13 protein-coding genes are annotated in these 24204 nt (G+C 56.5%); 7 read left to right on the top strand and 6 right to left on the bottom strand.

The window, feature by feature from the left end; translation table 11 throughout:
• Positions 1-14 precede the first annotated feature (14 nt).
• The 4 genes from C8275_RS11690 (at position 15) to C8275_RS11705 (ending at position 9090) form a co-directional block, all read left to right on the top strand.
• Positions 15-3050 (top strand): TonB-dependent receptor, encoded by a 3036-nt coding sequence (locus C8275_RS11690; RefSeq protein WP_106625316.1) that lies wholly within the window; start codon positions 15-17, stop codon positions 3048-3050.
• Positions 3051-3062: 12 nt separating this feature from the next.
• A complete protein-coding gene (locus C8275_RS11695; protein WP_106625317.1) occupies positions 3063-4721 on the top strand; it encodes a RagB/SusD family nutrient uptake outer membrane protein in 1659 nt (552 codons plus the stop codon).
• 356 nt (positions 4722-5077) lie between these two features.
• Positions 5078-6679, top strand: coding sequence for a glycoside hydrolase (locus tag C8275_RS11700; protein WP_106625318.1), 1602 nt, complete (start codon positions 5078-5080; stop codon positions 6677-6679).
• A gap of 5 nt (positions 6680-6684) precedes the next feature.
• Entirely contained in the window at positions 6685-9090 is a 2406-nt protein-coding gene (locus tag C8275_RS11705) for a sugar-binding domain-containing protein (protein WP_106625319.1), read from the top strand.
• Between the two features lie 107 nt (positions 9091-9197).
• Here the strand turns inward: C8275_RS11705 and C8275_RS11710 are convergent, their stop codons facing one another.
• The 3 genes from C8275_RS11710 to C8275_RS11720 form a co-directional block, all read right to left on the bottom strand.
• A complete protein-coding gene (locus C8275_RS11710; RefSeq protein WP_106625320.1) occupies positions 9198-13523 on the bottom strand; it encodes a two-component regulator propeller domain-containing protein in 4326 nt (1441 codons plus the stop codon).
• Positions 13524-14359: 836 nt separating this feature from the next.
• On the bottom strand, positions 14360-15034 hold the full coding sequence (locus C8275_RS11715) for a superoxide dismutase (protein WP_106625321.1): 675 nt from the start codon (positions 15032-15034) through the stop codon (positions 14360-14362).
• A gap of 28 nt (positions 15035-15062) precedes the next feature.
• A complete protein-coding gene (locus C8275_RS11720; protein ID WP_106625322.1) occupies positions 15063-15728 on the bottom strand; it encodes a hypothetical protein in 666 nt (221 codons plus the stop codon).
• 341 nt (positions 15729-16069) lie between these two features.
• On the opposite strand from C8275_RS11720, the gene C8275_RS11725 reads away from it, so the two are divergent.
• The 3 genes from C8275_RS11725 to C8275_RS14885 all read left to right on the top strand — a co-directional run bounded on the left by C8275_RS11725 (position 16070) and on the right by C8275_RS14885 (position 21596).
• The gene (locus tag C8275_RS11725) at positions 16070-17281 is read left to right on the top strand and encodes an energy transducer TonB (protein ID WP_106625323.1); all 1212 of its coding nucleotides are present in this window, start codon (positions 16070-16072) and stop codon (positions 17279-17281) included.
• A 255-nt stretch (positions 17282-17536) separates the two neighbouring features.
• Positions 17537-19261: a two-component regulator propeller domain-containing protein gene (locus C8275_RS14880; RefSeq protein WP_234395764.1), complete on the top strand. Its 1725-nt coding sequence runs from the start codon at positions 17537-17539 to the stop codon at positions 19259-19261.
• Positions 19218-21596: a hybrid sensor histidine kinase/response regulator transcription factor gene (locus C8275_RS14885; RefSeq protein WP_234395765.1), complete on the top strand. Its 2379-nt coding sequence runs from the start codon at positions 19218-19220 to the stop codon at positions 21594-21596. Before C8275_RS14880 ends, C8275_RS14885 begins: the two co-directional genes overlap by 44 nt.
• Here C8275_RS14885 and C8275_RS11735 read toward each other — a convergent pair.
• Genes C8275_RS11735 through C8275_RS11745 form a run of 3 tightly spaced genes read right to left on the bottom strand, consistent with a single transcriptional unit; the run spans position 21574 to position 24098 of the window.
• A complete protein-coding gene (locus tag C8275_RS11735) occupies positions 21574-22155 on the bottom strand; it encodes a DNA-3-methyladenine glycosylase I (protein WP_106625324.1) in 582 nt (193 codons plus the stop codon). The two genes, C8275_RS14885 and C8275_RS11735, sit on opposite strands and share 23 nt — an antisense overlap.
• Before the next feature lie 5 nt (positions 22156-22160).
• Positions 22161-22460 (bottom strand): glutaredoxin-related protein, encoded by a 300-nt coding sequence (locus C8275_RS11740; RefSeq protein ID WP_106625325.1) that lies wholly within the window; start codon positions 22458-22460, stop codon positions 22161-22163.
• A 60-nt stretch (positions 22461-22520) separates the two neighbouring features.
• On the bottom strand, positions 22521-24098 hold the full coding sequence (locus C8275_RS11745; RefSeq protein WP_106625326.1) for an ATP-dependent DNA helicase RecQ: 1578 nt from the start codon (positions 24096-24098) through the stop codon (positions 22521-22523).
• Positions 24099-24204: the final 106 nt, after the last annotated feature.

The raw sequence follows: 24204 nt of genomic DNA on the forward strand, positions 1-24204 counted from the left end.
CAGATTTAACGACAATGAAAAGACAACTGATATTCCTATGCTGCTTCCTGCTGACAAGCCTCAGTCTGCTGGCACAGCAGCTCAACCTGAGCGGAAAGGTGATATCCGGGACAGACAAGCAACCCGTCATCGGTGTCACCATCAAAATCAAGGGAACCGCAAAAGGCACGACAACCGACATCGACGGTAACTACAGGCTTACCGGGGTGGACCGGAACGCCACGCTGGTGTTCACGTCCGTCGGTTATACCACTCAAGAAATCAACGTGAAGGGACAGACCGTACTCAACGTCACCCTGCAGGAAGCCAACGAACTGCTCGACGAAGTGGTGGTCATCGGCTATGGCGCAGTGAAGAAGAGCGACCTGACCAGCTCCATCTCGACGGTCAAAGGCGATGAAATCGTGAAACAGACGACCGGCAACGCCATGGATGCCCTGCAAGGCAAGGTCAACGGTCTGCAGGTGGCAAGCGGTGGCGGACCGGGCACTACACCGAAGGTCATCATCCGTGGTGTGACCACCGTCAACGGAAGCTCACCGCTCTACGTGGTCGACGGCATGCCGGTCGGCGACAACATCAACTTCCTCAACAACAACGACATTGCCTCGATGGAGATTCTGAAGGATGCAGCTGCTGCCGCCATCTACGGTACGCGTGCCTCCAACGGCGTCATCCTCATCACAACCAAGAAGGGCGTGGCAGGCAAGACGACCATCAACTTTGCCGCCTCCGTCGGCTTCCAGACCCTCTCGAAGCCGAGCATCGCGTCCGCCGAAGAATACAAGGCGACGTTCAACGCACGCTATGAAAACGACGGCAAGGCTTCCATCTGGAACGATACCGGCGCCACGACCAACCCGGGCGGAACGGACTGGTGGGACGAAGTGGTCAACAAGACCGCCCTCATACAGAACTACTCGCTCAACATCTCCGGCGGCAGCGACAAGCTGCTCTACAACTTCAGCGTCGGCTACTTCCGCAACAACTCACAGTACGACGTGGGCTACTGGGACAAGGTCAACGTACGCCTGAACACCGAATACACCTTCAACAAGTATGTGAAGCTCGGCGTCGACATCGCTCCGCGTGTGGAGTCGTGGGACAACACGCCCAACCTCTTTGGAGCCGCCATGGCGATGGACCCGACAACCCCCGTCTTCAAACCGGAAGACAAGTGGGTGGACAACGTCTACAACAACTACCAACGCTCCTACAACAACCAGGAGTGGAACCCTGCCGCCTCACTGGCACGCTCGAACGGTCATTCGCGCGACCTCGGTGCGATGCTCAACTCCTGGCTGCAGATTACGCCGCTCAAGCAGCTGAACTTCCGCACCCAGTTTGCCACGAACGCCAACTTCCGCCGTTCGGACGGCTACACGCCGCAATTCTACATCGACGCCCTGGAGCAGTCGACCCTGAGCGACGTGTCCCGCCAGAGCCAGGAGTGGATGGACTGGAACTGGACCAACACCCTCACCTACATGGACACGTTCCGGGAGAAGCACAACTTCACCGCCATGGCAGGCTTCACCGCCGAACGCTATGCGTGGTTCAACACCTATGCTGCCCGTGCTGCCGTGCCCAGTGACCTGGAAATCATGCGCGAGGTCAGCGCCGGCACCCAGAACCAGCGTGCCAACGGCGACACGTCCTACAACACCCTGGCATCCTTCCTCGGACGTATCATGTACAACTACGACAACCGCTACTACGTGACCGCATCGCTCCGTGCCGACGGTTCGTCGCGCTTCCCCGAAGGCAGCAAGTATGCCTACTTCCCCTCGGTATCCGTGTCGTGGAGAATCATCGGCGAAGAGTTCATGAAGGACCAGGAGGTGTTCGACAACCTCAAGCTGCGCGCCGGCTGGGGTAAGGTGGGCAACCAGAACATCAGCAACGACGCCACCCTCACCCTGCTCGGACAGAGCGACTATGTGTTCGGCGCCACCCCGCAACGTGTGACCGGTACGAGCGTCTCCACCGTCGGCAACAACCAGCTGCGTTGGGAGACCGTGGAGGACTGGAACGTCGGCATCGACATGTCCGTCCTCAAGTCACGCCTCGACTTCACCTTCGAATACTTCCAGAAGAAGTCCCACGACATGCTCTACTCCAAACAGAACGTCCTCGTTGCCGGCTATCCCAACTGGAACAGCACGCTGTGGATGAACATCGGCAGCATGCAGGCGACCGGCTGGGAGATGAGCCTCAACTGGCGGGACAAGGTCAGCGACTTCGCCTACAACGTCGGGCTGAACCTCTCCTCCATCCGCAACAAGGCCATCAAGTTCTCCGGCGACGGCCCGATAGCCACCGGCGGCTTCCATAGCGACCAGATTATCCGCAATGAAGACGGAGGGCTCATCTCCCGCTTCTATGGCTACGTAGCCGACGGACTCTTCCAGAACCAGACCGAAGTGAACGCCCACACCAACGAGCACGGCAAGGCCATCCAGCCCAACGCCAAACCGGGCGACATCCGCTTCAAGGACCTGAACCACGACGGCGTGCTCGATGCCAACGACAAGACCTGGATTGGTAACCCCTATCCCGACCTGATGCTGGGCTTCAACCTGGGACTGAACTGGAGGAACATCGACTTCTCCGCCAACTTCTACGGCACCTTCGGCAACGACATCTACAACAAGACCAAGGGCTACTACTCGGGCGAGAATGGTCAGAACGTCTACAAAGGCACGCTTGAAAAAGCATGGCACGGCGAAGGAACAAGCTACGACATTCCGCGCATGAGCTATACGGCTTTGGAACTCAATTACCACCGTGTGTCCAGCTTCTACGTCGAGGATGGCTCTTACCTGCGTTGCAAGCAACTGCAGATTGGTTACACCCTGCCAAAAGCATGGGTGGGCGGCTCGCAGCTCCGTCTGTCGTTCTCTGCACAGAACCCGTTCACCATCACCGGCTACTCGGGCATGGACCCCGAGCGTCCGCAACTCGACGGCAGCGTGATTGAAACCGGTATCGACGGCATCGGCTATCCGAACCCGCGCACATTCTTATTCGGACTTGACTTGAAATTTTAACTGCTATAACTTATGAGACACAAAGTACTTACCATATTGGCTGTCGCCTCCCTGTGCTTCTCGTCGTGCGATGACTTCCTGACGGAAGACGTGCGGGGCAGACAGAATCTTGACACTTACTTCCAGAGTGCCAACGACGCCCAGTCGTTCGTGACAGGCTGCTACCAGGCCATCACGTTTGGCGGCTGGTGGAACATCAACACCGTGTGGCTGATGTCGGAGATGTGCAGCGACGACGGCTGGATGGGCAACACCACCCAGTCGCAGAGCGACTACATCTCACTGGCACACTACCAAGGCTCCGGACAGAGCAACGGCGCCATCTCCAACTTCTGGCAATACCGCTACAAGGGTATTCTGCGCTGCAACATCGCCATCGACCGCATCGGCAAGTCCAACCTCGCCGACGAACAGCTGAAGCAACGCCTCATCGGCGAGGCGCGTTTCCTCCGCGGATACTTCTACTTCGAGCTGGTGCGCAACTTCGGCGGAGTACCTCTGGTGGACGCCTTCAAGATGCCTGAGGAGATTGCCGGCATCACCCGTTCGTCGGTGGAGGACTGCTACAAGTTCATCGAGGCGGACCTGAAGGCGGCTGCCGAAGTATTGCCCAAGCGCAGCGAGTATGCAGCCAGCGACATCGGACGTGCCACCCGGGGTGCCGCCCTCGGACTGCTCGGCAAGGTCTACCTCTACCAGGAGAAGTGGAGCGAAGCCTACGAAGTGCTGAAGCAGGTCATCGACTCCAAGGAGTACGACCTGATGGAGGACTTCGGCGACGTGTGGAGCGTGGACCACAACAACAGCAAGGAAAGCCTCTTCGAGGTGCAATACATGTACGACGAGACCTACTCGCTGGGCGGCGCCCTGACCGTCATCACCGGTGCACGCTCGGGACCCGGCGACGGCTGGTCCTGGGGTCAGCCGACTGCCAACCTGGAGCAGGCATACATCGATGCCGGAGACACCGTCCGCCTGAAGTGGACCATCATCAAGACCGGCTGTACGGAGATTGCCGGCGAGAACCAGTTCGACAAGTTCGTGGAGAACAGCAAGAACATGGCGCAATATGACGCCTACCTGAAGGAGTACGGCTGGGACCCGGACTGCTACATCATCGACCCGGCACAGCACAAGTCCGCCCGCATCGTGCGCAAGTACTTCGTGCCGCTGGAGAAACGTCCGGAAATCTACAACATCGACCGCATCCCGCTCGACCACCGCATCCTGCGCTTCGCCGACGTGCTGCTGATGTTTGCCGAGGCCAGCAACGAGCTGGGCAAGGACACCGAGGCACAGGAAGCCCTGAACCGGGTGCGCCACCGCGTACACCTGACGGACGTGACGGCAACGGGCAACAACCTGCGCAAGGCGATCCGGCTCGAACGCCGCCTCGAACTGGCGTGGGAGCAGAACCGCCTCTACGACATCCGCCGTTGGAAGGATGACAATGGCAAGCCGGTCATCGCCAACCTCATGGGACCGAACGGCTCGTTCGTGAAGTTCAACACCGACCCAGCCACGCGCGACCGCTACGAATGGGAGAACCAGGGAGAATCCAGCGACAAGGGCATCACCTTCGACCCCGACCGCGACATGGTCTTCCCCATCCCCCTGTATGAAATCACCCAGTCGAACGGCTCCATCAAGCAGAACCCCGGCTGGAACTGACAGACGCGATGAGACAGACCGCTCCTCCCCTGCCGGCACACGGTCAGAAGGGAAGGAGCCCGGCCTATCCGTCATCATCCCCGGGGATAGACACGGACGAAGCCTGCCTTAGACGGACCAAAGTATTATACTTAGCCAGCCTAAGTATTATACTTAGACCCCCTAAGTATTATACTTAGGTCCCTATAAAGCCTGGTTTAATCCGATTCATCCCCCGTGCCTGCGGGATTGACCCCGGGGGATGACCGAATGAAGCACCCGACTGTATCCATGCTGCCGCTTATAAGGGTCGAAACTCTCTATAAGCGGCAGTTCATTTATCCATGTTACACTCAACTCATCAAACCCATCCCATCATGAAACCATCCCTTCTATTACTCAGCATCGCGTCCGCCCTCCTCGCCGGTTGCTCGGACAGCGACTCTCCCCTCACCCCCGACACCCCGCAGCAACCCGACTTCGTCAGCGTGGAGAAGGCAGTCAGCATCGACGCCGGCACCACCTACCAGACGATGCGCGGCTTCGGAGCCTCCGACTGCTGGACGGCGGACTACGTGGGGCAATACTGGACGCGTCAGCGTGACGCCATCAGCGAACTGCTCTTCTCCACGGACATCGCCGACGGAAGAGCCAAAGGCATCGGCCTCTCCCAGTGGAGGGTCAACCTCGGTGGCGGCACAGCCGCACAGGGAGACGCCAGCGGCATCGACGAGAAGACACGCCGCGCCGCCTCCTTCCTCACCGGCACGGGTCAGTATGACTGGAACAACTGCCGCGGACAGCAATACTTCATGCAGCGTGCCAAGGACATGGGCTGTCCCTCGTTCGTCCTCTTCAGCAATACGCCCCCGGTGCAGTTCACGCGCAACGGCAAAGGGTTCTCTGCCAGCGGCGCCTGTTCCAACCTGAAGGAGGATGCCTACGACGACTTCGCCGACTACCTCGCCACCGTGGCGCAGCACTACCTGCACGCGGGCTATCCCGTCACCCACCTGTCTCCCGTCAACGAGCCGCAATACAACTGGGACAGCGGACAGGAAGGCAGCGGCTGGCAGAACAGCGAGGTGGCACGCCTCATCCGGGAGCTGGACCGCGCACTGACCGACAAGCAGGCGGACGTGACCATCCTCCCCGGCGAAGCGGGCGACTGGGAATACCTCTACAAGACCAAGGGGGATGCCACACGGAGCAACGTCATCGCCGACTTCTTCACCCCCTCTTCCGCGGACTACATCGGCAACCTGAAGCATACCGCCAACCTCCTCTGCGGACACAGCTACTGGACCGACGGCACCTGGAACGGCATGCGCAAGGTGCGTCAGCAGGTGGCAGCGGCAGCCCAAGCCAAAGGCATCGAGCTGTGGCAGAGCGAGTGGAGCATGCTCGGCGACGGCTACAGCAGCGAGGAGTTCGTCGGCTATGACAAGGCGACGGAGATGGACATCGCCCTCTACATGTCCAAGGTCATCCACAACGACCTCACGCAGGCAGGCGTCGGCTCATGGAGCTTCTGGACGTCGATGGACGTGCCGCGCTGGGGGCACCAGAACCGCTTCCTGCTCATCGCCCTGACACCTGCCGGAGGCGAGAACGGCGACCTCGCACAGGAGGGGAGCTACCGTCCGACTGCCACCCTGTGGGTGCTGGGCAACTACAGCCGCTTCATCCGTCCGGGCTACGTCCGCATCCGGATGGACTACAACGAGTCGCGCCACTTCTTCGCCTCGGCATGGATGTCACCGGACAAGAAGGAGGTCGTCGCCGTCTACACCAACCTGACGAGCGACAAAGGCATCCGGCTCAGTGAGACCCACACCGGATGGCAGGGCAAGGCGGCGTCCGTCAGATTCTACACGACCACAGCCCGTAAGCAGCTGGCAGAGAGCAGCGTCAGCCCCGACGGCCCCGTCGTGCTCGAACCGATGAGCGTAACCACAGTCGTCTACCAACTCAACTGAAACCCATGAAACGATACATCTACCTCTTACTCCTCTGCGTGTGCTGCACGTTCCGCCTTCCGGCACAGGTGTCGTTCGGCGACGCCACACGCTTCAACGACGGCTGGCTGTTCCGGCTCGCCGACGACTCGCTGATGTCGCTCCCCACCTTCGATGACAAGGACTGGCGGAAGCTCGACCTGCCACACGACTGGTCGGTCGAGGGACACCTCTCCCCCGACCTGGCAAGCTGCACCGGCTACCTGCCCGGCGGCATCGCCTGGTACCGGAAGCACTTCCGTGTGACAGACCGGGCAGCCCGCCACTACATCTACTTCGAAGGCGTCTACAACCGCAGCGAGGTGTACCTCAACGGCCACCTGCTGGGCAAACGCCCGAACGGCTACATCTCGTTCCTCTACGACCTGACGCCCTACCTGCAGGAAGGCAACAATGTGCTTGCCGTACGGGTGGACCACAGCCGCTACGCCGACTCGCGCTGGTACACGGGGTCGGGCATCTACCGCGATGTGTGGATGGTGGCAGCCCCGGAAATCCATTTCGCCCAATGGGGCATCGGCTGGAAGCTGGTGCGCATGAGTGCCGGGAAGGCTACGGTCGACGTGGATGTGCAAATCGAGAAACACACCGCCGCCACGCAGCCGCTGCGGGTCCGCTCAACCCTCTACGACGCGCAGGGGAAGGCAGTGGCGCACGCCACACAGACGGTGAGGGAGCTCGCCCCCGGTACGGTCCGCCGAAGCCTGCGGCTGAGCATCTCCCATCCTCACGCCTGGGACCTCGACCGTCCGTATCTCTACACCCTGAAGACTGAACTGCTGAGCGGTGCGGAACGCATCGATGCCGCCACGACCCGCGTAGGACTCCGAACGCTGACCTTCGACGCCGACAAAGGCTTTGCGCTCAACGGACGCTGGATGAAGGTGAAGGGTGTCTGCCTGCACCACGATGCCGGGGTGCTGGGCGCCGTCGTCCCTCCCGAAGTGTGGGAGCGTAGGCTGCGGAACGTGAAGGAGGTGCTCGGAGCGAACGCCATCCGTCTGAGCCATAATCCGCAAGCCCCGGTCGTGTATGACCTCTGCGACAGCCTGGGCCTCCTCGTCATGGACGAAGCGTCGGACGAGTGGGAGTTCCCCAAGCGCAAGTGGGTCAAAGGGTGGAACGTGGGCGAACCGTCGTTCGACGGCTCCTTCGACTTCTTCGAGGAATGGATTGACCGTGACGTGACGGACATGGTCCGCCGCGACCGCAACCATCCGTCGGTCTTCCTCTGGAGCATCGGCAACGAGGTGGACTACCCCAACGACCCGTACTCCCATCCGGTGCTGGACGGCACCTCCATCAACCAGCCCATGTTCGGCGGCTACAACCCGGACGCACCCGACGCCCTGCGCATCGGCGAGATAGCCAAACGGCTGGCAGCCTGCGTACGCAAGGTGGACACGAGCCGTCCGGTGACCGGAGCGCTGGCAGGCGTGGTCATGTCCAACCAGACCGCCTATCCGCAAGCGGTGGATGTGGTGGGCTACAACTACACGGAGAACCGCTACGACGAGGACCATGCCGCCTACCCGAAACGCATCATCTACGGCAGCGAGACGGGCTCCGGCATCGAAGCCTGGCAGGCGGTGAGAGACCGCGACTTCATCTTCGGACAGTTCATCTGGACGGGCATGGACTACCTCGGCGAGTCGGGCAGATGGCCTTCACGCGGACTGGGCACGGGACTGCTGGACTTTGCCGGCTTCGCCAAGCCGCGCGGACATCACCGTGCCGCCTTGTGGCGTGAAGACCCGGTGACCTACATCGGCACCTATCCTGCCGCTCCCCGCCTCTCGCCCGATGCCTGGGACAGCTGGAACTACCGTCCGGACGAACCGGTACGCGTCGTGTGCTACACCAATGCACCGCAAGCCCGCCTGCTGCTCAACGGCAAGGAAGTGGGCGCCCTGAAACCCAACGACGACCAGACCGGCATCATCAGCTGGGACATCCCCTTCCGGGAAGGAACGCTCCGTGCGGAAGGGTGCGATACCGACGGCAGGGTGCTGTCCGCCTACGAGATTGTCACCTCGGGCCGTCCCTATGCCTTGCGGGCGACGGCAGACCGACACGTGTTGCGGGCAGACCGCGGCGTGGCACACATCCAGGTGGAAGTGGTGGACGAGAAAGGGACCGTCGTGAAGCTCAGCGACAACGACATCTCCTGCCACCTCGAGGGCCCGGCACGCCTGCTGGGACTGGAGAACGGCAACAACACCGACATGAGCGACTACACCGCCCGTCACCGCCGCGTCTTCCACGGCAACCTGTTGGCTTACCTTCAGGCCACGGGGGAGAAAGGAGAGATTGTCGTCCGCTTCACCTCTCCCCTCTTGCAGGACTGCGTCGTAAGGCTGAAGGCTGAATAAGCCCCTCGGGAAGATACCCCACACACAAGAGAGGCACAAAGACACCGGAACATCAGGACTCACAGGTCCCGTGCTCCGGTGTCTTTGTGCCTCTCTGCTTATCCGGCTTATTCCTTCGTCTCCGCCTCTTCAGGCTCGCCCGCCCTTTCCTGACCGGCATAGCAGGAAGGCGGCACCCCGAACTGCTGCTTGAAGCACTTGCTGAAGTAGTAGGGGTCGCTGAAGCCCACCATGTAGCAGACCTCGGAGACGTTGTACTTCTGTTCGAGCAACAGCTCCGCCGACTTCTTCAGGCGGAGCAGGCGGATGTATTTGCTCGGGGTATAGCCCGTGATGCCGCACACCTTATTATTAAAGGTCGTGCGTCCCAGATGCATGGCGGTCATCAGGTCGTTGATGGACAGGGCGGGGTCTGCCAGACGCTGCCCGATGAGTGCGTTCAGTTCATCGATGAACTTCTGGTCGAGCTCGGAGGCAACCAGCACGTTGGTCTTTGCCGACGAGTCCCTGGAGAACTTGTCGCGCAGCTTGTCGCGTTGCTCGATGAGCTTCATGATGCAGGTCAGCAGGTATTTCAGGCTGAAGGGCTTGCCGATGTAGAGGTCTGCCCCCTTCTTCATGCCTTCCAGCCGCTTGTCGGCAGAGTCCAGTGCGGTGAGCAGCACCACGGGGATGTGACAGGTGTTGAAGTCCTCCTTCAGGCGGCGTGTCACCTCAAAGCCATTCATGCCGGGCATCAGGACGTCGCAGATTATCAGGTCCGGGTTGTAGGCACGCGCCTCCTCCAGACCGGACTTCCCGTCGGGCTTGGCATGCACCTCGAAGTAGCGGCTTATCTCCTCCTGCAGGAAGCGGCGCACATCGTCGTCGTCCTCGATAATCAACACCTTGCGTGGGTTCAGCGACGCACCGGGCTGGGGCAGGTCGTCCCGTCCGTCGGTCTCCGTCCCCTCCTCCCGGTCGAGGAAGGAGATTGCCGGGTCTTCCGCCTGCAGACGGCTGGGCTTGAGGAAGTCTTTCTCCTCGTAGGCATCGGCATGCAGCGGAAGGGTCACGGTGAACACCGAACCTCCGCCCTCGTTCTCCCGGTAGGTGATGGTCCCCTTGTGGATGTTGACCAGCTCGTGGGTCAGGTGCAGCCCCACTCCCACACTGTTGGCAGAGAAGCTGCTCTGCATGAAACGGTTGAACAGCTCGCCCCGTTTCTCCTTGGGGATGCCCACACCGGTGTCGGACACACTGATGTCCAGTGTTCCTGCCTCCTCGTTCACCTTGACACGGAAGAGCACCTGTCCGTTGGAAGGCGTGTACTTGAAGGCATTCGAGAGCAGGTTGTAGACCACCTTGTCCAGATTCCCCTTGTCGATGAACATGGTGTAGGATTCCACGGACGGCAGGAAGCGGAAGTCGATGTCCTTGGACGCAGCCATGTCCCGGAACGTAAGGAAGATTTCATAGAAGAACGCCATCACGTCGGTCTCTTCGAGCGAGAGCGCCAGCTTGTTGTTCTGCATCTTGCGGAACTCCAGCAACTGGTTGATGAGCCTCAGCAGGCGCAGGGTGCTCTTCTCCATGATTTTCAGAGACGGAAGCATCTCGCGGGGAATCCGCTGGAAGCCGGCGATGCGCTCCAGTGCTCCCTGTATCAGGGTGAGCGGCGTCCGGAACTCATGCGAGATGTTGGTGAAGAACACCAGCTTGTACTCCGTCAGCTGCTTCTCCACCTCGATGCGGTTGCGCAACGTGTTGAACTTGTGTATCAGGCGGAAGAGCAGCCAGGCTATCAGGATGCACAGCAGGACGTAGAACAGGTAGGCCCACGTCGTCTGGTAGAAAGGCGGAGCAATGACGATGTCGAGTGTGGTCTCCTTGCAGCCCGTCGTCCCCGAGCCCTTGCAGGACTTCACACGCAGGACGTATTTGCCCGGCGGAAGGTTGCGGTAGATGGCGAAGTTCAACGACGACGGCGCCACCCACTCCTTGTCGTAGTTCTCCAGCTTGTAGGTATAGTTGGCTTCGTTCTCGGGCGAATAGTTGAAGGTCGAGAAGGTGATGATGAGGGAGTTCTGCTTGTGGTTCAGACGGAGGCGGTCCGTGTAGGCGATGTCGTTCTCCAGCGGAGAGCCGGGTGTGTTCGGACGGGTCTCGACCCCGTTGATGCGCAGGGAGGTCAGCACGACACGGTCGAATGCCCGGGAGGCATGGTTGCTCTTCACCGTACGCGGGTCGAACACCACCAGCCCGTAGTTCGAACCGAAGGCGATGCGTCCGTCGGGCAACATGCAACCGCTGTTCTCGATGTACACGTTCCCCAGCTCGAAGGCGGAGAAGAAGTAGTTCTGGAAGGAGTGGTCGGAAGGATTGAAGCAGGAGATACCGTACTCGGTGGAAATCCAGAAGCGTCCGTCACGGTCCTCGATGATGGACTGCACCATGTCGTTCACCAGTCCCTCGTTGGTCGTGTAGTGGCGGAAGGTGGAGCTGGCGAGGTCCTTGTCCGGCTGACAGACACAGATGCCCGCGCCCGACGTTCCCAGCCACATGCGTCCGTTGCGGTCCTCATACAGGCACTTGATTTCGTTGTTCCGCAGCTTGCCGTTCCGGCTGCTGAACTCCACATAGCGGTCAGAATCAGCCAACAGCTCCTCGGGACGGAAGACGAAGGCACCGTCGCTGGTCCCCACCCAGATCCGTCCGTTGTGGTCCTCCAGCAGGGAGCGCACCTGACGCTGCCCGTATGTCTTGTTCAGGAAATGACGGAAGGTGTAGGTGCCGTCAGCCTGTGGCACTGCCAGGTCCAGTCCGCCACCGAAGGTCCCTATCCACATGCGCCCCTTGCTGTCGCAGAGGAAGCAGAAGATGTGGTTGAACCCCAGGCTGCCGGGCTTCTCGCGGTCGCTGACGTACCATTTGCCGTCGATGCGCAGTCCGTTGCCGCGGCTGCCCAGCCACACTTTCCCCTGACGGTCCTCCGCCACGGCATAGATATTGGAATGTTCAAAATGCTCCTTGGAGAGCACGTTGAGGTCGTTGTCACAGACATAGAGGCTGCCGTTGCGGGCACTGACCCAGATGTGTCCGTCGTCCTTCAGGCGGGTCACCACCCGGATGATGTTGGGAGCGCCCAGGCTGTTGATACCGTTGGGGTAGATACGCTGCACGCTCTCGTTCAGCACCGAGAGACGGGACACCCCCGTAAACTCCGAACTGATCCAGATGCCCTGGCTGCTGTCCTCCATCAGGTATTGCAGGAAGTTGGAACGGATGTGGCTCGAACCGTCCATGTTCGCCGTGAAGTGTTGCAGCTCTCCGGTGTGCAGGTCGTAGGCAAACAGCCCGTTCCCGTAGGTCGACATCCAGAGAATGTCGCGCGAGTCGTGCACGAAGCTGTAGCGTTCACGGTCGATGTACCCCATCTGATAGGGTTCCATCAGGCGGAAGTGGATGACCTCGTGCGTCTTCACGTTGACATGCCACACCACGCCGGTACCGTTGTACAGCCAGTAGTTGCCCCGGTTGTCCTGCGTCACCTGTGCATTGGGGATGTTGAGCTGTCCGGCGGACGTGAGCTGCCCCGTACGGGTATGCAGGACATAGCCTCCCCGGGTGGTGAAGATATACCAGTCGTCCTGCAACGACAGGGTCCCCAGGACGGACTCTTCAACGACACGGGGGATGCGTGCCACCTCGACGGGAGTCTCGCTTCCGTCTTCAATGGCAGAGATGACGCCGCGCGAAGAGAGGAAATAGACTGCCTTCCCGAACGACTGTGCCGCATAGGCATTCGGGTCGCGGACCAGCAGACGTGTCTTGCCGTCCTGCTCCGTCAGAGCCACCCCCTTGTCCATACCGATCCAGATGCGTTGACGGTAGTCCTCATAGACATAGGTCACATGATTGGAAGGGAGGTTGCCCTTCTCCTGCTTGAAAGCGATGGACCTGAATCCGTCGCCGTCAGGTCGCTTGCGGTAGCAGATCCAGCGACATCCGTTCGACTTGTGCCACAGCCAGATGTCGCCAAGAGACGTCTGAAGCTTGCTCCCGTAGCGTTCGCCGTATTCCCCGCATCCGGTGAAGTCGACGAAGCATCCGTGGTTCAAATCGTAGCAGCTGTACATCTCGTTGGTCAGGTTGATCCACAGGAAGCCGTGCTTGTCCTCATCAATCCGGCGGATACGGTGGTCAGCCAGCGAGAGCTTGTCGGTCTCGGGATAGAAATTCAGGAACGAGCTGCCGTCGTAGCGGCTCAGTCCGTTGAGCGTTCCCATCCAAAGGAACCCTTTGCTGTCCTGGAAGATGCAACGGATGGAGTTGTTGGCAATGCCGTCGTGGGTGGTCATGTGACGGGAACGCACTTCCACCGACGCCCACAGATACAGGGGCAGACAAAACAGAAGGGTACAGAGGAGTGAGGTCTTATGTCGTATATCCATAGTTCAGGAGGTTCGTAATCAACGGACAAAGATAGGGATTTCTTTTCAAACCGCGACACGAACCCCCGAACTGTCCTAGCGCAGGTATTCAGCAAAGAAGCTCTCGATGGCGTCGAAGGGTATTCCGCTCAATCATTCCCAATTTGAGTCAAACAAAACGCAACCCATTCTTCCCTTCTGCTTGACAAAATCACCGGAATCTCTATCTTCCGCTAACGCATACTTTTGGAAATTCCATCAAACTAGCGAGCAAATGCAAAGTAATGCTAACGAAAGTCGCTCAAAAAGCCTCCAATTTTAGAAAACTGTACATCTCAATTCCAAGATATTTACATTTCAACGCCCAAAGAATATTGTTTGACCTGCGAAACACAAGTGTTTGATGAGTCAAACAATATAGTTTCACTTCTCAAACAATATTGTTTCATCCGTGAAAGTCCAATATTCGGGAGATGAAGGAGAGAAATCTCAAGTTTCACTCTCCAGAAGATGAGTCGCGTCAATAAATCGGAAGCTTTCATAAAGCATCACGAAGCATCCACCGTGCGTTAGCAATGAAGGACTTCACACGTATAACCGGTCACGAAGACAGTATCCAGCACAAATAGGCATCAAAGTGAATTTTGCAAATCGCCTGAGAATGCCACGAAATTCACCAAATCGTATTTTAGTGCGAGGAAAGGCACTCTCAGGCGGTTCATTTGACATTTTGTCAAGGTGAAGAAAGGACGAGGAATAGGAAGGTATTTTATCCGATTAAAACTCAATCCCAACTTTGATAAAGGGGCCGTTGTTCAATTCACTATTCCGTACTTACTCTCACTGCACCCACCCCGTCATGGCTCGGCTCTCTTCTCCGGCCGAGAGTCGGTGAAGCGTTGGGACACAACGTTCCAGTCCACGATTTTCCAGAGCGCTTTCAGGTGGTCGGCCCTTCGGTTCTGATAGTCGAGATAATAGGCATGCTCCCATACATCAAAACCCAAAAGTGGTGTCAGATTGTCTCTTACAGGATTTCCTCCGTTGGGATAGGTCTTGATGAGCAACTGTCCGTTACCGTCCTTGGCGAGCCACACCCATCCAGAGCCGAAGAGCGAGGTACCAGCCTTCACGAAGGCTTCCTTGAAATGATCCACGCTCTCCCATTTTGCCTTGATGGCGTCTGCAAGAGGACCGGTCGGCTCACCACCTCCGTTGGGAGAGAAGGCGGTGAAGTATAGATTGTGGTTGAGCATCTGTCCTGCATTGTTATACAGTGACCCTTCGGAACCCCTGACGATATCCTCTATCGTCTTACCCTCCCAGGACGTGTCTTTCACGAGTTTGTTCACATTGTTCACGTAGCCTTGCAGGTGCTTGCCATGATGCAGCTCGATGGTCGTTTGGCTGATGACAGGTTCCAGACCATTGGTGGGATAAGGCAAGTCAATAAGACTGAAGGATGTGTTTTGCTGTGCTGCCGCTCCTTGCACGGCTATCGCAAGCAGTAGGAAATAAAAGAACTTCTTCATTGTTTTCAATTTTTGTATTAATAAATAACTAAAACCTCCCTCCTACCTGCACGAAAAGACCGTAAGTGTACTTCTTGGAAGGATAGGAGTCTCCCAACGTCGCATGCTCGATGCGCAAAGGGCGATAAGAGGAGTATACATCCAGGTTGGAGAAACGGTAACCGATGGAATAGAAACGGTTTTTATGCGACACGGTCAGCATCGTCCGCGTGTTCCAGAAAAGCCACTTCCCGTCGTTCGTACTGCGGAGACTTGTTTTCGAAGCATTCGTCCGTGAGTCATGATACTCCACACCGATGAGGGTATAAGGCAGTTGTGCCATCAGTTCCGGTTGAAAGGAGACGTGCACCCCGCACTTGCCGATAGAGAACAGACGGGGCGTACGGAGCAGCACCGAAGGAGCAAGGTATAGCTTGCCGATTTTCCGGTCGTCATCCGCCACATTCCAGGAAGTCCATTTCCCGGAATTCAGCTCACCGGACGGCGCATACCCCTCCCACTGCTTGTAATATCCCAGTCCGCCTCCGATACCGATGCAGGGGTGGATGAGATAATGGAAGGATGCCTCCAGTTCGTAGGTCGTGTCATAAATCAGTCCCGCCAGGAGAGACACTTCCTGTCTGGGTTTCTCTTGTGCTGCGGCATGGAGCAGAGGGGATGCCGCCAGGAGGATGGTTGCCAGCTTTTTCATCATAAGGTTTAGATGGTATTAGTTTCACAGACGTCCTGCTGCTCAGTCGACAAGGCGTCAGGGAACAAGGAGGTCCGAAACGCCACAAAACTAGAAAGAAACTACTATGCCACAATGGATGGGGAGAAGGTTTCTTCCAGCCGTTTGCATTTATTAGGAAGTTGTGTACATCACCAACTTACCGGATTGAAAAAGTTTTTTTTGCTTTTTCTTTAAAAAAGAACCAGGCAATCCAAATAAATCCATAACTTTGGGCTGTTCACCCATACCGATGCTGCTCAACAACAGACTGGAAGAGTGGGCGTATTTCCTCATCATTTGCGCATTTCAAATCATCTGATAACATGAAACGAATCATCATCTCAACCTTATTGTTGATGCTCATGACGCAAGTAAGCATCGGACAGACACTCAAAACCTACAGTGGACTCTACGAAGGTGGACAAGCCACCTATACTTATTATGAAGATGAGAATGGGGGACGTGTAAAGCATGGAAAATTCACTTACAATAAAAGTGATAAAGGAGTTGGTGTGGAAAGAGGGATGAACATCCCGTATACCAAAATCCTATCTGCTTCAGGAAACTACAAAAACGGCGTAAAGGATGGAATGTGGACCTACGAGGATAAGACTGACGGTGGAAAAATCAAGTTTGCAGGCTTTTCAGCGATCATCAATTATGTAAACGGACGCATGGAAGGCACATTGGTTCATGAAGGAGCAATGTTCCAAATGAAGAACAACCGAATCACAGGTCCGGTGAAGAAAACCAGGAAAACACTGAATGAAGATTGGACGCTATCCGGTCAATTTGACGATGACGGTTTTCCCGATGGGAACTGGAAAAAGGGTTACAAATTGAATGGTAACCTTTATGTCGATACCGAAAAATATGTACACGGATTATTGGTTGCCAAACAGACCCAGAACGTATCGACCGGAAAAATAACAAGACATGAGTTTCCTGATGTCAATCCTCAGGATTATGTCGCCGCATATAACCCTGCCAAAGATTCGACCATCGTGGGAGAACTGATCTGCAAAGAAAAGATTTACTATGAACAAGGAGAGAATAACGAGTCATCTATTGATCGGCTACCTGAATTCTTTGGAGCAGAAATCAGAAGCATTGCTGAAAAAATAAAAAATGAGAGTGGCTTTGGTTCGGAACAGGAAAAGTATGAGGGTATCCCATTTAAAAAGATTGTAATCGTAGACAAGATGGAAACTCAGGACGAAGACATAATCTACACGATGGTGGAAAAAATGCCAGAATTTCCCGGAGGAATGTTTCAACTGCTGAAATACATCACCAAAAACTTAAAAGCTAGCGACCAAGAATCAGATATCCGGGGACGTGTGATAGTGAGGTTCGTCGTGAATCGTGACGGCTCTATTTCCGGTGCAAAAATAGTCCGTGGTATCGATCCTACATATTATGATAAAGAGGTATTACGACTCGTCAATAGTATGCCTCGCTGGATACCGGGACAGCAAAATGGAAAGAATGTACGGGTACAATATACACTTCCAATAAGGATAGACTTCCAATAAAAAAACTTTCATATCCCCATCACGCAAGTCTGAGAATCCAATTCAGAAGTAACAGAAAGCAAAGTTGCAACGAGTCATTTCCTCCTCTTCTTATCGAGCTAAGGTCAAGGATGAAATGGCTCGTGCTTTTTCACCCGGTTATGAAGTCGTATAAAATATCTTGGCTATCTTTGCCCACAAACAATATGACCGGAAAGGGGATATGCTTCCCCGGGAACGGTTCATCCGGGTGTGTCACGTGGTAATGATAAGCTGATGGTGAAAAGAGTTTTCATGTTTCTTGTCTCGTGGTTGTGTGTTTGCCTGACGGGAGCGCAACCCTACTCCATACAGTCTATCGGTCTTGCCGAAGGACTGTCGAACAATTATGTCCTGGGCATTACGCAGGACAAACAGGGGTTCCTGTGGTTCGCCACGGAAGAAGGGCTGAATCGCTTCGATGGCATTCAGGTACTGAATTACTACAAAAACAACGACAACAGCATCTCAGGCAACGAACTGAATTCCCTGCTCGATGACCCTCACGAACCGGTCCTGTGGATTGCGACGCAACGCAACGGACTGAATGCCTACAATTACGAGACGGGACGTTTCACCTATTACCAGCATGACGATGCCCGTCCGGAGAGTCTGATAACCGACGACGTGACCCATGTGGCAGCCGCCCACGACGGCAACATCTGGCTGTCCACCTATTGGCAGGGCATCGACTATCTGGACAAGCGTACCGGACGTTTCACCCACTACAACACTTCTACCGTCGAGGGACTGCCAGACAACCAGCTGTGGACGGTACTCGATGGCGGTGACGGCAACCTCTATGCCGGACATGTCCGCCACGGTTTTTCCGTCATCTCCATCCGAGAGAAGACCGCAGTAAACTACATGCCACAGCCCGGTAACCCGCACAGCCTGGAAGGCAGTGAAGTGAACTGCATCTACCAGGACAATGCGGGACGCATCTGGGTCGGGACGGAACGGGGTGTCATGCTCTTCGATGCGTCCGCCCGACGTTTTTACCGACTGACGGACAAGGACCGCCGCCTGTCCCACCCGGTGCTGGACATCCGGCAGACCTCCGACAACAGGATATGGATTGCCCTGGACTTCGGGGGCATTGCCATTCTCGACCTGTCCTATTCGGGCTTCCGCTCTCCCGGCGACTTCTCCATCCGCTTCATTGAGGCAGGCGACAACAGCAGCTACCTCTCCCATTCACGGGTACGCCGACTGTTCCAGGACAGCTTCGGCAACGTCTGGGTCGGGACTTACGGAGGCGGTGTGGACTTCATCCGCAAGAACCCTCCCCTCTTCCACAAGTATGAATATACCCACAACCCTGCACATACACAAAACAGCATGACCCGGCGGAACGTCGCCTGTGTAGTCCTCGACAGCAATGACGAAGTCTGGATTGGTAGCGACGACGGGGACATCAACCATTTCCGGAAAGGGACACGCCACGAGGTGTTCGGTCTGCAAGCCAATCTCGTGCAAGCGGCATACCGCGACAAGCAGGGCGGACTGTGGTTCGGACTGTACTACGGAGGCGTCGCCTGTCAGGACCCGGAACTGAAAGGCAGGCCTGCCATCCTGCCCCACCCGGAACTGCAAGGGGTTGATGTGCGCCACATCAGCGAAAATGCACGGGGAAACATCCTGCTCTGCACCAGCTCAGGCATCTATGAGCTGGACCGCCTCAGCCATGCACCCGTCGGGCATTACACACCGGGAAACAAGCTGACGCGCTGCCTGCTGGAAGATGCAGACGGGAACTACTGGGTCGGCTCGTTCGGCGACGGACTGATGGTGCTCGACCGGAACTTCAAGCTGTTGAAGACCTTCAACATGAGCACGCATTTCCCCTCCAACACGGTCAACTGTCTGTTCAGGGATGCGCGCGGGACAGTCTGGGTCGGGACTGGTGATGGACTGGTTGCTTACCCCCCCCCCACAAGGTTGGAAACGAGATACTTATAAAGTATATGGCAGAAACGAAGGTCTCTCCAACACCTTTGTCTGCGGCATTGTGGGCGACCGCCGGGGGAACATCTGGTTCAGCACGAACAAGAGCATCAGCTGCCTGCATGCCGACAGACAAAGGTGCTCCAACTATGACGCTTCGGACAATCTTCCGCTTGGCAGCTTCAACCCCGGAAGTGTAGCAACCGACACGAAAGGAAACTTCTACTTCGGTTCCATCGACGGACTGTGCTACTTCCACCCCGATGAAGTGCTGAAGCCCCGTGTCGCTCCTTCAGCCGTCATCACAAGCCTGAGGGTCATCGGCTCGCTCAACAGCCGGCAGAAAGACCGGACACTGACCATCGGCAACAGGCAGGACGTGGAGCTGGATTACCGGGAGAACACGTTCGACGTGACGTTCACCATCCCCGACTTCGCCCTGAAGAACGATGTGGAATATGCCTACCGGCTGGAGGGGCTAGACAACACGTGGTACACCGTACCGAGGAGCAACAGCCTGACATTCCGCAACCTGACACCGGGCAGCTATCAGTTGCAGCTGAAGACACGTATCCGCAACCAGGCATGGAGCGACAGGGTAACCTCCCTGGACATCCGCATCGTACCGCCCTTCTACCTGAGCGAATGGGCGGAAATCCTCTACATCCTGTTGGGACTGGGACTGATCACCTACCTGTCGTATGCCTGGCAAAGGATGCTCCACACCAAAGCCATGTACCGCATCGAGAAACAAAGCCGTGCACGCGAACAGGACCTGAACAACGAGCGTCTGCGGTTCTACACGAACATCACCCACGAACTGCGCACACCGCTGACCCTCATCATCGGTCCGCTGGAAGACCTGCAGAAGAACAATTCGCTGGTGCCGGGAGATGCCAGGCGCATCACAATGATTCACCAAAGTGCCCTGCGTCTGCTCGACATCATCAACCAGCTCCTGGAGTTCCGGAAAACAGAGACGCAGAACAAACGGCTGTGTGTGCAGAAAGGCAATCTGGTGGAAACGGTCTACGAAATCGGCATCAAGTACAAGGAGCTGCACTTGAAGCATGCGGTGGACTTTGTCATCGACACGGACGGAAAGGATACGCTGGAGGCATACTATGACAAAGAGGTGGTCAATATCGTATTGGACAACCTCATCTCGAATGCCCTGAAGTATACGGAGAAGGGAGAAGTACGGGTCGGGGTGAAAGAGACGGTACACCTGGGAACGCCTTCCATCGACCTGTGGGTGAGCGACACGGGATATGGCATCAGCCCCGAAGCCCTGCCGCACATCTTCGAACGTTACTATCAGGAGAACGGACAGCACCAGGCTTCCGGCACAGGCATCGGGCTGGCACTGGTCAAGAACCTCGTGACGCTGCATGAGGGAGAAATCACGGTCGAGAGCGAACCGATGCGTGGAAGCACTTTCCACGTCTGGCTGCAGAGAGATGCAACCTATCCGGATGCCTTGCATGCGGAAGCCAACGCTCCCGAGACGCGGGAAGTTACGTCCGATACTCTTCCGGCGACCGATGTCTATGCAGGCATGGCGGACGGGGCAAAGCCCATCCTGCTGATTGTGGAAGACAACATGGACATCCGGCAATACCTCGCCGACTCCCTGTCTGATGAGTTTGACATCCTGACAGCAGCCAATGGAGAAGAAGGGAAGGAGAAAGCCTTCACCTACACCCCCGACATCATCGTCACCGACATCATGATGCCGCTGATGGATGGCATGGAGCTATGCAAGCATCTGCGTCAGGATATCCGCACCAGCCACATCCCCCTCATCGCACTTACAGCCAAAGACTCTCTCAAAGATAAAGAAGAAGGCTACACGGTCGGAGTGGATTCCTACCTGACCAAGCCCTGCAGCGCCAGTCTGCTGCGAAGCCGCATCCACAACCTGCTGCGCATCCGCCGTCAGCTGGCACAACACTTCAGCGACAAGACCGCCACGGTGGACAATCGTCCGGAAGTGCTCGAAGAGTCTCTCAACCGACTGGACAAGGAGTTTATCGATAAAATCAACGAGCTCATCACATCCCGTCTGGCATCCGACAAGCTCGACATCAACTACCTCTCCGAGCAACTCTGCATGAGCAGCTCCACGCTCTACCGCAAAATGAAAGCGATCACCGGGATGTCTGCCAACGAATACATCCGCAAGATACGGATGAAGTCTGCTGAGGAATATCTGTTGCAGGGACGTTACAGCATCTCGGAGGTAGCCTTCAAAGTGGGAATCAACAACATGAATTACTTCCGCCAATGCTTCAAGGAGGAGTTTGGCTGCACCCCGTCGGAGTTCATCAGAAGGTTGAAGAAGAAGTAACGGATGGGGATTCCGCCCGCCAGCAGCCGGCTTCATGGGAATTGATGATGCCGATGGCTTGCAGGTAGGAGTAGATGATGGTGCTGCCTACGAACTTCATTCCCCGGCGGGAAAGGTCCTTGGAGACGGCATCGGACAAGGTGGAAGTGGTCTGACCGGTCTCATGGAGGATGTTCCCTTGTGTGAAGCCCCAGATATACCGGTCAAACGAACCATATTCCCGACGAATCTCATTGAACACGCGGGCATTGGTGACGGCAGCACGAATCTTCAGTCGGTTGCGGACAATCCCCTTGTCCTGTTGCAACGCCTGGAGCTTGTCTTCGCCGTATCCGGCAATCCGTTCCGCATCGAAGCCGTCGAATGCCCGACGGAATGCTTCCCGCTTGTTCAGGATACATTCCCAGGAAAGTCCTGCCTGAAAGGATTCCAGCAACAGCATTTCAAAGAGTCTGCCGTCATCATGCACCGGGACTCCCCATTCCCGGTCATGATAGGCGACATAGGCAGGATTGGCCGTGTTACACCAGCTGCACCGCGGTTTGTCAAGCTCTGCCATACGCCTCAGCATCCTTTTCCATCCAGACTGCAGGATGGTCCTTCCTCCTCCGGACGGGCATGCAATCCGGCGTCTTCGGGGTTCAGGGTAACCGTTCCGTCTTCCAGCACAAAGCAGGGAATACCCACGGCTCCGCTCCGCTTGGCTTCATCAAACACCGGACTCTGGTCACGCAGGTGCATGAACTCCTTCAGGTTCCTTATGTGTTCACCTATATCTATCACTTCATACCGGCTGTCGCCTTTGACCTGCTCCTCCACGAACATGCAGTCCGGGCAGGTGCTCATTCCATAAATTCTAATCATTGTGTTACTGTCTTAATTACGTTGTTTGGTGAGGCAAAATTAGCAGAAATCATCCAATCTCTATGATTTGTCCGTCCGCTTCATGCGGGCGGCATCCTTCAGACGTTGTACACGGGCATCTTCGTGCTCGATGACGGACAGCTCAATCCTCCGGCGACCATACAGAATCTCCTTCCCCGGCTCCGTCACCTTCAGATGCCGTTCTTCCTCATAATCCCTTCTGATCAGTCCCATCTGCATCATCTGCATCAGATAGTTTCTCCAGTCATGGCAAGAGATGTCACGTCCGACCCCGAAGGTTTTCAGATACTGCAAGTTCCGGCTACGGACTTCTTCGGTGCAGTTGCCGTGCAGGATGTCAATCGTCAGCGTAAGCCTGATTTGTTCCTTCGTCCGCATAATGGCAGACAGCGCCTTCTGTACGAGTTCCGTCCCGTCAAAGCGTTGGGGTGGCGCAATGCAGACGTCGCAGTTCCCGCAATCACAAGTTCTCGTTTCACCGAAATAGTTAAGCAGAATCCGCCTGCGGCACACCTGGGCATCGGCATATTCCTGCATCTGCCTCAGCTTCTCCAGGTTCATCTCCTTCTCACCGCTTGACGCCGCAAAGCCACGCAGGGTCATCACATCGTCCATGTTGTAGAAAAGGATGGTCTCCGTAGGCAAGCCGTCGCGTCCGCCACGGCCGATTTCCTGGTAATAGTTCTCGATGCTCTTGGGCAGGTTGTAATGGATGACAAAGCGCACATTCTGCTTGTCGATTCCCATTCCGAAGGCGACAGTCGCCACCATGACGTCGATGCGGTCATGAACGAAGTCCTCCTGCATCCGGTGGCGCTCCTCCATCGACAGTCCGGCATGATAGACACCCGCCGGTATCCCGTTCCGGCGCAGCTCCTCCGCCAGCTTATCAGTCATGTTGCGCGTCAGGCAATAGATGATTCCGCTCTCATGCGGATGCCGCCTGATGACATTCAGAATCACCTGAAGCCGCTCCCTGGCAGTATAGCCGCGCTTCACGTCCAGACTGAGGTTCGGACGGTCGAAAGAACCGACAAACAGTTCCGGATTGCGCAGATGGAGTCCTTCGATAATGTCCCGCCTCGTCACGGAGTCCGCGGTTGCCGTCAAGGCCAGAATCGGTACATCGGGGTACTCCTCCTGCAAAAAGCCCAGCAGGGTATATTCCGGACGGAAGTCGTATCCCCAGTGCGAGATGCAATGTGCCTCATCGACGGCAAACAGGGATATCCTGATCCAGCGTGAAATCTCGGGGACCTCGGTCATCAGGCGTTCGGGGGACATGTACAGCAGCTTCACTTCGCCACGCAGGCATTTCTCACAGACCGCCCTGTTCTCCGCCTCGGTGTTTCCACTGTTGATGGTCTCTGCCCGGATGCCGCGCGCCTGCAGTATTTCCACCTGGTCTTTCATCAGGGATATGAGTGGGGACACGACAATCGCCGTTCCCTCCAGCATCAATGCCGGCAGCTGGTAACAAAGGGATTTTCCGCCGCCCGTAGGCATCAGCACAAGGGCATCTTTCCCTTGCAGGACGTGGTTGATGACTTCTTCCTGTACAGGCCTGAAACTGTCGTAGCCGAAGCAGGCTTTCAATAACTGGCGTGGTGTTTTCATGATTCAACGGACTTGAAACGTAAGAAGCGATGTGCTTCTTGCCGTGAAAGTAGCGATAAAACCATACCTGACAAAAGATTTGCAAGGGAATTTTGTACGGAAGGAC

It is taken from the genome of Bacteroides sp. Marseille-P3684 (assembly GCF_900291465.1).
Taxonomy (GTDB): domain Bacteria; phylum Bacteroidota; class Bacteroidia; order Bacteroidales; family Bacteroidaceae; genus Phocaeicola_A.

Bases quoted from the DNA above. Each gene is read 5' to 3' on its own strand.
- C8275_RS11715 (WP_106625321.1), bottom strand. From the start codon at position 15,034: ATGAAGAAGTTCTTTTATTTCCTACTGCTTGCGATAGCCGTGCAAGGA.
- C8275_RS11720 (WP_106625322.1), bottom strand. From the start codon at position 15,728: ATGATGAAAAAGCTGGCAACCATCCTCCTGGCGGCATCCCCTCTGCTC.
- C8275_RS11700 (WP_106625318.1), top strand. From the start codon at position 5,078: ATGAAACCATCCCTTCTATTACTCAGCATCGCGTCCGCCCTCCTCGCC.
- C8275_RS11705 (WP_106625319.1), top strand. From the start codon at position 6,685: ATGAAACGATACATCTACCTCTTACTCCTCTGCGTGTGCTGCACGTTC.
- C8275_RS11745 (WP_106625326.1), bottom strand. From the start codon at position 24,098: ATGAAAACACCACGCCAGTTATTGAAAGCCTGCTTCGGCTACGACAGT.
- C8275_RS11740 (WP_106625325.1), bottom strand. From the start codon at position 22,460: ATGATTAGAATTTATGGAATGAGCACCTGCCCGGACTGCATGTTCGTG.
- C8275_RS11725 (WP_106625323.1), top strand. From the start codon at position 16,070: ATGAAACGAATCATCATCTCAACCTTATTGTTGATGCTCATGACGCAA.
- C8275_RS11690 (WP_106625316.1), top strand. From the start codon at position 15: ATGAAAAGACAACTGATATTCCTATGCTGCTTCCTGCTGACAAGCCTC.
- C8275_RS11695 (WP_106625317.1), top strand. From the start codon at position 3,063: ATGAGACACAAAGTACTTACCATATTGGCTGTCGCCTCCCTGTGCTTC.
- C8275_RS11710 (WP_106625320.1), bottom strand. From the start codon at position 13,523: ATGGATATACGACATAAGACCTCACTCCTCTGTACCCTTCTGTTTTGT.
- C8275_RS11735 (WP_106625324.1), bottom strand. From the start codon at position 22,155: ATGGCAGAGCTTGACAAACCGCGGTGCAGCTGGTGTAACACGGCCAAT.
- C8275_RS14880 (WP_234395764.1), top strand. From the start codon at position 17,537: ATGGTGAAAAGAGTTTTCATGTTTCTTGTCTCGTGGTTGTGTGTTTGC.